Source organism: Streptomyces murinus, assembly GCF_002154555.1.
GTDB lineage: Bacteria > Actinomycetota > Actinomycetes > Streptomycetales > Streptomycetaceae > Streptomyces > Streptomyces murinus.
On record NZ_MUNF01000732.1, the window covers coordinates 1 to 8,969 of the forward strand.

Here is an 8,969-nt window from a genome sequence, read left to right on the forward strand (position 1 = left end):
GCCCTTGAAGCGCGCCCAGAGCCTCGGGTAGAGCTCGGCGAGCAGCGTCTCGTTCTCCAGGTCGACCGGGGTGCCCGCCGGTTCCGCGGGGGCGGGCGGGATGCCGAGGTCGGCCGCCACGGTGCCGGTGAGCTGCTCGTACGCCTCGTCGGCCGCGTACCCCAGCTCCTCCGCGTCGCCGTCGACCTCCTCGTCGAAGTCGCCCAGCAGCCCGGCCAGCGCGTCCGCATCGTGCAGGGCGCCCTCGAACACCTCCCGGCCCTGGCCGATCAGCCAGCACCGGAAGAAGTCGAACGCGTCGTCGCTGGCCCCGTCCAGAAGCACCCAGGCGGCGCCCCACAGGTCCCAGCGGTAGGCCCGGTTGTAGCGGGCCTCGAAGTGCCGGGCGAAGTCCAGGACCCGCTCCGGGTCCAGTTGGGTGAGCCGGTCCACCAGCAGCTCGGCCTGGTCCTCGGGATCGCCCCCGGCGGCCTCGCGCGTGCTGTCGACCAGCTCCCAGAACTCCGTCTCGTCCATCACCGCTCCAGCATCGGGCCTTCGCCGGTGGGGCGCACGCGGGAGTACGGCGGCCGCGTCACCCCTTTCCGTACAGCGCCGCGAGCCGCGCCGCGTCCCGCACGAAGCGCGCCCGCAGGCTCCCCGGCGCCAGCACCTCCACCTCGGGGCCGAGCCCGGTCAGCTGGGCGTACGCGACCTCCTCCGACTCCACCGGCAGCGTCACCGTCACCCACCCCGCCCCGTCCGGCTCCCCGGCACCGGCCAGCCCTTCCCGGGCGGCCGGAACGTCGACGGCGCCCGGCAGTCTGCGCACCCCCTCGGGGGAGAGCCGTACGACGGCCTCGGCGCGCAGCAGCGAGCGCGCGAACCGCTCGGCCTGCGCGGACCAGTGAGCGGGCAGGTCGAAGTCCTCGTCCCGGTGGAAACGGGTGTCCGCCGCCCCAACGGAGGTGAACCGGTCGACACGGTAGGTGCGAAAGGCCCCCGGATCCGGCACCCGGGCGCACAGATACCAGGCGCCCGCCTTCAGCACGAGCCCGTACGGTTCCAGCAGCCGCTCCACCTCGCCGTCCCCGCGCCGGTAGCGGGCCGTGACACAGCGGTCGTCCCACACCGCCTCGGCGAGCGCGGGCAGCAGCGCGGGTGTCTCGGGCGCGCGGAACCAGCCCGGCGCGTCCAGATGGAAGCGCTGGGCCGCGGCCCGGGGGGCGTCCTGGAGGGAGGGCAGCAGCGCCGCCGCCACCTTCAGCCGGGCCGCCGACGCCGCGTCCGCGAGCCCCATCTCCCGCAGCGCCCCCGGCACCCCGCTGAGGAACAGCGCCTCCGCCTCGTCGCGCCCCAGCCCTGTCAGCCGTGTCCGGTAACCCCCGACCAGCCGGTATCCGCCGGCCCGCCCCCGGTCCGCGTACACCGGCACCCCCGCCTCCGACAGGGCCTGCGCGTCCCGGGTCACCGTCCGCTCCGAGACCTCCAGCTCCCGCGCCAGCTCACCGGCGGTCATGGCCGCCCGCGTCTGGAGGAGCAGGACCATCTTGATGAGCCGGGCCGCACGCATGGATCCATGATGCCGGGAGGCACTGACAAAGAAGAGGCACTGACAAAGAAGGGGTACGGCGAGCAGCCGTACCCCTTCTCGGAACCGCGGAGACTACAGCCCGTACTTCTCCCGGGCCTCCTTCACCGCCGTCGCCTTGACCTCGCCGCGCTTGGCGAGCTGGGCGAGGGCGGCGACCACGATGGACTCGGCGTCCACACCGAAGTGGCGGCGGGCGGCCGGACGGGTGTCCGAGATGCCGAAGCCGTCGGTGCCGAGCGAGGACCAGTCCTGGTCGACCCACTGCGCGATCTGGTCCGGGACCTGGCGCATGTAGTCGGAGACCGCGAGGACCGGGCCCTCGGCGCCCTGGAGCGCCCGGCGGACGAACGGCACCCGCTCCTCGCCGCGCAGCAGGGCCGCGTCGGCCTCCAGCGCGTCGCGGCGCAGCTCGGTCCAGGACGTCGCCGACCAGACATCGGCCGCGACACCCCACTCCTCTGCCAGCAGGCGCTGCGCCTGAAGCGTCCAGTGGATCGCCGTACCGGAACCCAGCAGCTGGATGCGCGGGGCGTTGGCCGGGACGGTCACGCCCGCGGACTCCGCGGTGTTGAAGCGGTACAGGCCCTTGACGATGCCCTCGTCGACACCGGCGGCGCCCGGCTTGGCCGGCTGCGGCAGCGGCTCGTTGTAGACGGTGAGGTAGTAGAAGACGTTCTGGTCCTCGCCCGGCTTCGCCTCGCCGTACATCCGGTGCAGGCCCTCGCGGACGATCACCGCGATCTCGTAGGCGAACGCGGGGTCGTACGACAGCGCGGCCGGGTTGGTCGCGGCGATCACCGGCGAGTGGCCGTCGGCGTGCTGGAGGCCCTCGCCCGTCAGCGTCGTACGGCCGGCCGTGGCACCGACGAGGAAGCCGCGGCCGAGCTGGTCGCCGAGCTGCCACATCTGGTCGGCGGTGCGCTGCCAGCCGAACATCGAGTAGAAGATGTAGAACGGGATCATCGCCTCGCCGTGCGTCGCGTACGCGGTGGACGCGGCGATGAAGTCGGCCATCGAACCGGCCTCGGTGATCCCCTCGTTGAGGATCTGGCCGTTCTTGGCCTCCTTGTAGTACATCAGCTGGTCGCGGTCGACCGGCTCGTACGTCTGGCCCTTGGGGGAGTAGATCCCGAGCGAGGGGAAGAGCGACTCCATACCGAAGGTGCGCGCCTCGTCCGGGACGATCGGCACCCAGCGCTTACCGGTCTCCTTGTCGCGGACCAGGTCCTTGACGAGGCGGACGAAGGCCATCGTGGTCGCCACGTTCTGCGACCCGGAGCCCTTGTCGAAGGAGGCGAACGCCTTCTCGGCCGGGGCGGGCAGCGGGGCGAGCGGATGCGTACGGCGGGCCGGGGCCGGGCCGCCGAGGGCCGCGCGGCGCTCCTGGAGGTAGCGGACCTCGGGGGAGTCGGCGCCCGGGTGGCCGTAGGGCACCACGCCGTCGGCGAAGTCGCTGTCCTTGATCGGCAGACCGAGCAGGTCCCGCATCGTCTTGAACTCGTCCACCGTCAGCTTCTTCATCTGGTGGTTGGCGTTTTTCGACGCGAAGCCGTCGCCCAGGGTGTGGCCCTTGACCGTCTGGGCCAGGATCACGGTCGGCGCGCCCTTGTGCTCGACGGCCGCCTTGTACGCGGCGTAGACCTTGCGCGCCTCGTGACCGCCGCGGGAGAGGTGGAAGCACTCCAGGATCTTGTCGTCCGAGAGCAGCTTCGCCATCTCCACCAGCGCCGGGTCGGCGCCGAAGAAGTCCTGGCGGATGTAGGCGGCGTCGCGGGTCTGGTACGTCTGCACCTGCGCGTCCGGCACCTGGCGCAGCCGGCGGACCAGCGCGCCCGTGGTGTCGAGCGCGAACAGCTCGTCCCAGGCGGTGCCCCAGAGCGTCTTGACGACGTTCCAGCCGGCGCCGCGGAACTGGGCCTCCAGCTCCTGCACGATCTTGAAGTTGGCGCGGACCGGGCCGTCCAGGCGCTGAAGGTTGCAGTTGATGACGAAGGTCAGGTTGTCGAGACCCTCGCGGGAGGCGAGCGCGAGAGCCGCCGTGGACTCCGGCTCGTCCATCTCGCCGTCGCCGAGGAACGCCCATACGTGCGAGGACGAGACGTCCTTGATGCCGCGGTTGGTCAGGTAGCGGTTGAAGCGCGCCTGGTAGATCGCCGACAGCGGGCCGAGGCCCATGGAGACGGTCGGGAACTCCCACAGCCAGGGCAGCCGGCGCGGGTGCGGGTACGACGGCAGACCGTCGCCGCCCGCCTCCTGGCGGAAGTTGTCCAGCTGCGCCTCGCTCAGGCGGCCGTCAAGGAAGGCGCGGGCGTAGATGCCGGGGGAGGCGTGGCCCTGGATGTACAGCTGGTCGCCGGACCCGGAAGCCTCCCCGGAGTCCTTGCCCTTGAAGAAGTGGTTGAAGCCGGTCTCGTAGAGCCAGGCCGCGGAGGCGAAGGTGGCGATGTGGCCGCCGACGCCGTGTTTGCTGCCCCGGGTGACCATCGCGGCCGCGTTCCAGCGGTTCCAGGCGGTGATCCGGGCCTCCATCTCCGGGTCACCGGGCAGGCCCGGTTCCGCGGAGGTGGGGATGGTGTTGACGTAGTCCGTCTCCAGCAGCTTCGGCAGCGCGATGCCGCCCGCCTCGGCGCGCTCCAGCGTGCGCCGCATCAGATACGCGGCGCGATGCGGGCCTGCCTCCCTGGCCACGGCGTCCAGGGAGGCCTGCCATTCGGCGGTCTCCTCAGGGTCGCGGTCCGGGAGCTGGTCGAGCTCGCTCGGCTGGATGGCGTGGGGGTCGGTCATGTCGCCGCCTTCCTCAGTCGAAGGGGGTTCCCTCATCGGTAAGGGTTCGGGGGTGCCCTTGGTCTTTGGCAGGACAGGGCAGAGGACCTCGGGTGGAAGTCCGTCGGTGACTGTAACTCCCTGATCGATGATCGATCAAAGGGTTGAGCGGGAAAACCTCTTGATTCCAAGAAAGTCGGCACCGGGTGCCTTGGAACCGGGCACCCGGTGCCGTATTTGATCAGGGATTTCCCAGGTGAGCGGGGGTGCGCTCGGGTGGTGGCGCGTCAGTCGGGCGTCAGAGCGCGTCAGTCAGGTATCAGAATCGGACGGCCCTCAGGCGCGCGGGGCGCAGCCGAGGACATGCGCCTTCACGAGCTCCGCGATCCGCGGGTCCCGGCGCTTGAACGCCTGCACCAGCTCCTCGTGCTCCTCGGCGTACGACTGCTGCACGGTGCCCAGCCAGCGGATCGACAGGGCGGTGAAGACCTCGATGCCGAGGCCCTCCCAGGTGTGCAGCAGCACCGAGTTGTCGGCGGCGCGCACGAGTTCGCGGTGGAAGCCGACGGTGTGCCGCACCTGCGCGGTGCCGTCGGCGGCGCGGTCGGCCTCGTACAGGGCCAGCACATGGGGTTCCAGGGCCGAGCAGTCGGTGGAGAGGCGGTCGGCGGCCAGCTCGGCCGCGATGGCCTCGAGACCGGCCCTGACCGGGTAGCTCTCCTCCAGGTCGGCCGCGGTGAGATTGCGGACCCGCACGCCCTTGTTCGGCGCGGACTCGATCAGCCGCAGCGTCTCCAGCTCCCGCAGCGCCTCGCGCACCGGGGTCTGGCTGACCTCCAGCTCGGTGGCGATACGACGCTCCACGATGCGCTCACCCGGCTGCCAGCGCCCGCTGACGATCCCCTCCACGATGTGCTCGCGGATCTGTTCGCGCAGCGAGTGGACTACGGGCGCGGTCATGAGGGCTCCTCCCGGGGGCTGACATCTAGACAATACGGCGGCTTCGCCCGGCGGGAGCGTGTGCGGGGGGCGCTTCGATGCAGGTGAGACGAGGCTTACACGGGACACGGACGCGCAAACGGGCGCCTTTCGGTTCGGTTCGGCGGTTGCCGGACGAGCACGGGACGCGTGCGGCCGCACGCTCTCGGTGACGAAGCCTCGCACCGGTACGGCACCGCGCCCGCGCCCGGCCTCCGCCTGAAAAGGGGTGCTTCTTTTCGGCCGGAGGCGTTACGCTCCGTTGTCGTACGGGTTCGATGCTGTGCGGGACGCGGAACGAGTACGCCGCCCAGCCGCGACGGGTTCGGCGAGACCGACCAGGACGTTCTGGCGCGCATCCGTGCCGTCACGGTCGACGTCGAGGCGGACAAGCTGTCCCCGCGCCCGCGTAGGCGCCGCCGGCGCGCCCGTGGAGCGGCCTCGACAGCTTGTTGCACGCCGACCGCGGAGGGGGAGCCGGGGTATGCAGGGTGACAACACCGACGACTGCATGGCGGTGCCGCATCGCGCGGTGCCGCGCGGGTGGGGTGCCGCCTGATGACGGAGCGGCGACCCACCGACGAGGAGCGCAAGAAGGAGCGGGCCGAAGCGCGGCCCCCCTCGCCCAAGGACGGCGGCGGATTCGACGTACAGCCGCAGCACCTCTACTACACCTCCCTCGTCGTGCGCGACGGGCAGTTCGGCTACGACAAGGGCGCCACCGCGCTGGTCGACGTCCTGAACGACTACAGCCAGTCGGCGGGCGTGGGCGGGGTCGCCGTCGGCCTCACCGACACGGCGAACAAGTACCGCCAGGCGGACTGGCAGGCCCGGCGGATGCAGGGGCCCCCGTCGCCGCCGAAGCCGCCGCCGGCCGTCATCGACACGGCGCCCAGGTACGGCCCGGTCAACGACATCAAGTGGTCCGGTACCGGCCAGGACGCGGACTCCTCGGAGATCGCGGGCATACTCGGCACGATCCCCGACTTCCTCGCCGACGTGATCCGGCCCGCCGTCGAGCACGGCCTCAGACTCGGCAAGATGCACGAGATCACGCCGGGGTGCAAGGACGACGAGTTCAAGGACATGGCCACGGCGTGGGGTGCGGCGGCGAAGGCGGCCAAGGGCGCGTCCGACGATTTCAACGGTGCGATCAAGTTCATCACCGACAACAAGGGCAACGACGAATGGCAGGGCGCCGTGAAGGCCTTCTGTCAGACGATCTGGGGCACCACCGAGTGGGGCAGGACGTACGACCCCCAGGGGCAGCGGGTCTCCATCGGCCGGAGCTGGAAGACCAACCGCAACGTCGTGCCCGCGAAGCAGCGGCCCATCATCGACATCCTCCGCAACACCGCGACCACGGTTCAGGAGAAGCTCGACGAACTGGCCGGGGTGGCCGCCACGACCAGGGAGACCACCACCCGCCTCGGCAAGGAGGCGGCGGAGGGCATGGTCAAAGACCTCACCTCAGGTCTCGACCTGCTCGAACTGCTGGAGCTGACGGGGACCCTGATGCTCGGGGAGCTCATCGCGAAGTTCCGCGCGCACATGGACGAGGCCGCGGCGAACGCGGCGGTCGAGAAGTACCACACGGCGTTCAGCGACGCCGCCACCGTGCTGGACGGGCTGACGCCCGAGCTGGACGAGGCGCTGCTCAGCGTGCCCACCTTCGTGGCGGAAGAGGCCCGCGCGGAGGCGTACGGGGCGCGCTCCCTGAACGAATTCAAGAAGGAGCACAGCTGGCAGCGGCCCGAGAGCACGATCCCGTACAAATACTCCTTGGACCTCGCGACCGAGGAGGAGTTGTACGGGGGGCACAGCATCGACAAGCACGTGGGACTGACGGACATGCAGCTGACGCAGCGAATGCGTGACGAGTCGAACGGAATGGGTGTGCCGAGCATTCCCGCGGCTTCCACCTTCACCGATCTGGAATCGGCGCAGAATTACACGCAGTACAATATCAGGTCCAATTCGGCGGCGATCGACAAATGGCTGGAGAACAGGCCACCGAAACCGCTGCGGGAAGAATTCACGGTAGGGTCGGTCAACACCGGAAACCATGCGATTCCGGTCGTCACCGGTCGCACGACTAAAATGGCGAACAATACGCTTGTGGCGCCGGAGGACGCGTACGGCGTCTTGACGGTACTCAAGTACGAACCGGACCTGGACCCGCCGTTCGTCGTTCTGACGTCCATGCCCGCATGACGAACGGGGAGACGACGGTGGCGGAGCTCGACGAGCGGGCATGGGCCGATGCGATCGGTATGTACGAACGCAGGTACACCTACGCCAAGGTGACGGGCAGGGACAACGCGGACTGGGCGCTCGACGCCGACAGGCTGATGCGTGGCGACACGCCGGACGTACGCGGCTGGCGTGTGAACGATCCCTTGGCCGGCGAGTTCGAGCGGCTCGACTACTACAAGCGGATTTCAGGGTGCTCCCCGATCTCCGTGCACGTCTGGGACCTCGGCCTGTTCCTTGTGTCCGATACGGAAGTCGGGATGGTCTGGTCCTTCCACGCGTGGTGACGAGGCGCGTGGAACGGGCGGAGCCCCCGTCCGGAGAAGAACTCCGGACGGGGGCTCCGTCATGATCGCCGCAGGGCGTTCGAGCCTTACAGGCCGAGCTCGACCTCGAACTCGCCGGCCTCCAGGATCGCCTTGACCGCCGTCAGGTAACGGGCCGCGTCGGCGCCGTCGACCAGTCGGTGGTCGTAGGAGAGGGTCAGGTAGGTCATGTCGCGGACGCCGATGACCGTGCCCTCCTCGGTCTCGATGACGGCCGGACGCTTGACCGTGGCACCGATACCGAGGATCGCGACCTGGCCCGGCGGCACGATGATCGTGTCGAACAGGGCACCGCGCGAACCGGTGTTGGAGATGGTGAAGGTCCCGCCGGACAGCTCGTCCGGGGTGATCTTGTTGGCGCGGACCTTGCCCGCCAGCTCCGCCGTGGCCTTGGCGATGCCCGCGATGTTGAGGTCGCCGGCGTGCTTGATGACCGGGGTCATCAGGCCCTTCTCGGAGTCCACCGCGATACCGACGTTCTCGGTGTCGAAGTAGGTGATCGTGCCCTCGGCCTCGTTGATCTTGGCGTTGATGACCGGGTGGGCCTTCAGCGCCTGCGCGGCGGCCTTGACGAAGAACGGCATCGGGGAGAGCTTGACGCCCTCACGGGCCGCGAAGGAGTCCTTCGCCTGGCCGCGCAGCCGCATCAGCCGCGTCACGTCGACCTCGACGACCGACGACAGCTGGGCCTGCTCGTGCAGCGCCTTGACCATGTTGTCGCCGATGACCTTGCGGATGCGAGGCATCTTGACGGTCTGGCCGCGCAGCGGGGAGGCCTCCAGCGCCGGGGCCTTCTTGGCGGCCGGGGCGGCCGCGGCGGCCGGAGCCGGAGCGGCGGCGGGCGCCTTCGCGGCCTCGGCGGCGGCGATGACGTCCTGCTTGCGGATACGGCCGCCGACGCCGGTGCCCTTGACGGTGGCCAGGTCGACGCCGTTCTCGGCGGCGAGCTTGCGCACCAGCGGGGTCACGTACGCGCCCTCGTCCGTCGCCTGGGTGGCGGTCGGGGAGGTCGGCGCGGTGGCCGGGGTGACCGGAGCCGGAGCGGGCGCCGGAGCCGGGGCGGCGGGCTGCACCGG

Annotated in this window: 7 protein-coding genes; 2 read left to right on the plus strand and 5 right to left on the minus strand. The window is 70.4% G+C overall.

Annotated features, from left to right (window positions below; genetic code table 11):
• From CCN72_RS34065 to CCN72_RS34080, 4 genes are all read right to left on the minus strand, one after another.
• The coding region (locus tag CCN72_RS34065) for a DUF4240 domain-containing protein (protein WP_086812174.1) at nt 1–516 on the minus strand (516 nt) is incomplete at its 3' end.
• 58 nt (nt 517–574) lie between these two features.
• Nucleotides 575–1,552 carry a helix-turn-helix transcriptional regulator gene (locus tag CCN72_RS34070; protein WP_086812176.1) on the minus strand — a complete coding sequence of 326 codons (978 nt, stop codon included), beginning with the start codon at nt 1,550–1,552 and terminating at the stop codon, nt 575–577.
• Between the two features lie 93 nt (nt 1,553–1,645).
• On the minus strand, nt 1,646–4,357 hold the full coding sequence (gene aceE, locus CCN72_RS34075) for a pyruvate dehydrogenase (acetyl-transferring), homodimeric type (protein WP_086812177.1): 2,712 nt from the start codon (nt 4,355–4,357) through the stop codon (nt 1,646–1,648).
• Nucleotides 4,358–4,672: 315 nt separating this feature from the next.
• On the minus strand, nt 4,673–5,296 hold the full coding sequence (locus CCN72_RS34080) for a GntR family transcriptional regulator (protein ID WP_046421248.1): 624 nt from the start codon (nt 5,294–5,296) through the stop codon (nt 4,673–4,675).
• Between the two features lie 576 nt (nt 5,297–5,872).
• On the opposite strand from CCN72_RS34080, the gene CCN72_RS34085 reads away from it, so the two are divergent.
• Nucleotides 5,873–7,528: an RNase A-like domain-containing protein gene (locus tag CCN72_RS34085; RefSeq protein ID WP_086812179.1), complete on the plus strand. Its 1,656-nt coding sequence runs from the start codon at nt 5,873–5,875 to the stop codon at nt 7,526–7,528.
• 17 nt (nt 7,529–7,545) lie between these two features.
• On the plus strand, nt 7,546–7,854 hold the full coding sequence (locus CCN72_RS34090; RefSeq protein WP_143664295.1) for a hypothetical protein: 309 nt from the start codon (nt 7,546–7,548) through the stop codon (nt 7,852–7,854).
• Nucleotides 7,855–7,940: 86 nt separating this feature from the next.
• Here the strand turns inward: CCN72_RS34090 and sucB are convergent.
• Nucleotides 7,941–8,969: 2-oxoglutarate dehydrogenase, E2 component, dihydrolipoamide succinyltransferase (sucB, locus tag CCN72_RS34095; RefSeq protein ID WP_086812183.1), on the minus strand; the 1,029-nt coding region annotated here is incomplete at its 5' end.

Bases quoted from the DNA above. Each gene is read 5' to 3' on its own strand.
- aceE (WP_086812177.1), bottom strand. From the start codon at position 4,357: ATGACCGACCCCCACGCCATCCAGCCGAGCGAGCTCGACCAGCTCCCG.
- CCN72_RS34085 (WP_086812179.1), top strand. From the start codon at position 5,873: ATGACGGAGCGGCGACCCACCGACGAGGAGCGCAAGAAGGAGCGGGCC.
- CCN72_RS34070 (WP_086812176.1), bottom strand. From the start codon at position 1,552: ATGCGTGCGGCCCGGCTCATCAAGATGGTCCTGCTCCTCCAGACGCGG.
- CCN72_RS34080 (WP_046421248.1), bottom strand. From the start codon at position 5,296: ATGACCGCGCCCGTAGTCCACTCGCTGCGCGAACAGATCCGCGAGCAC.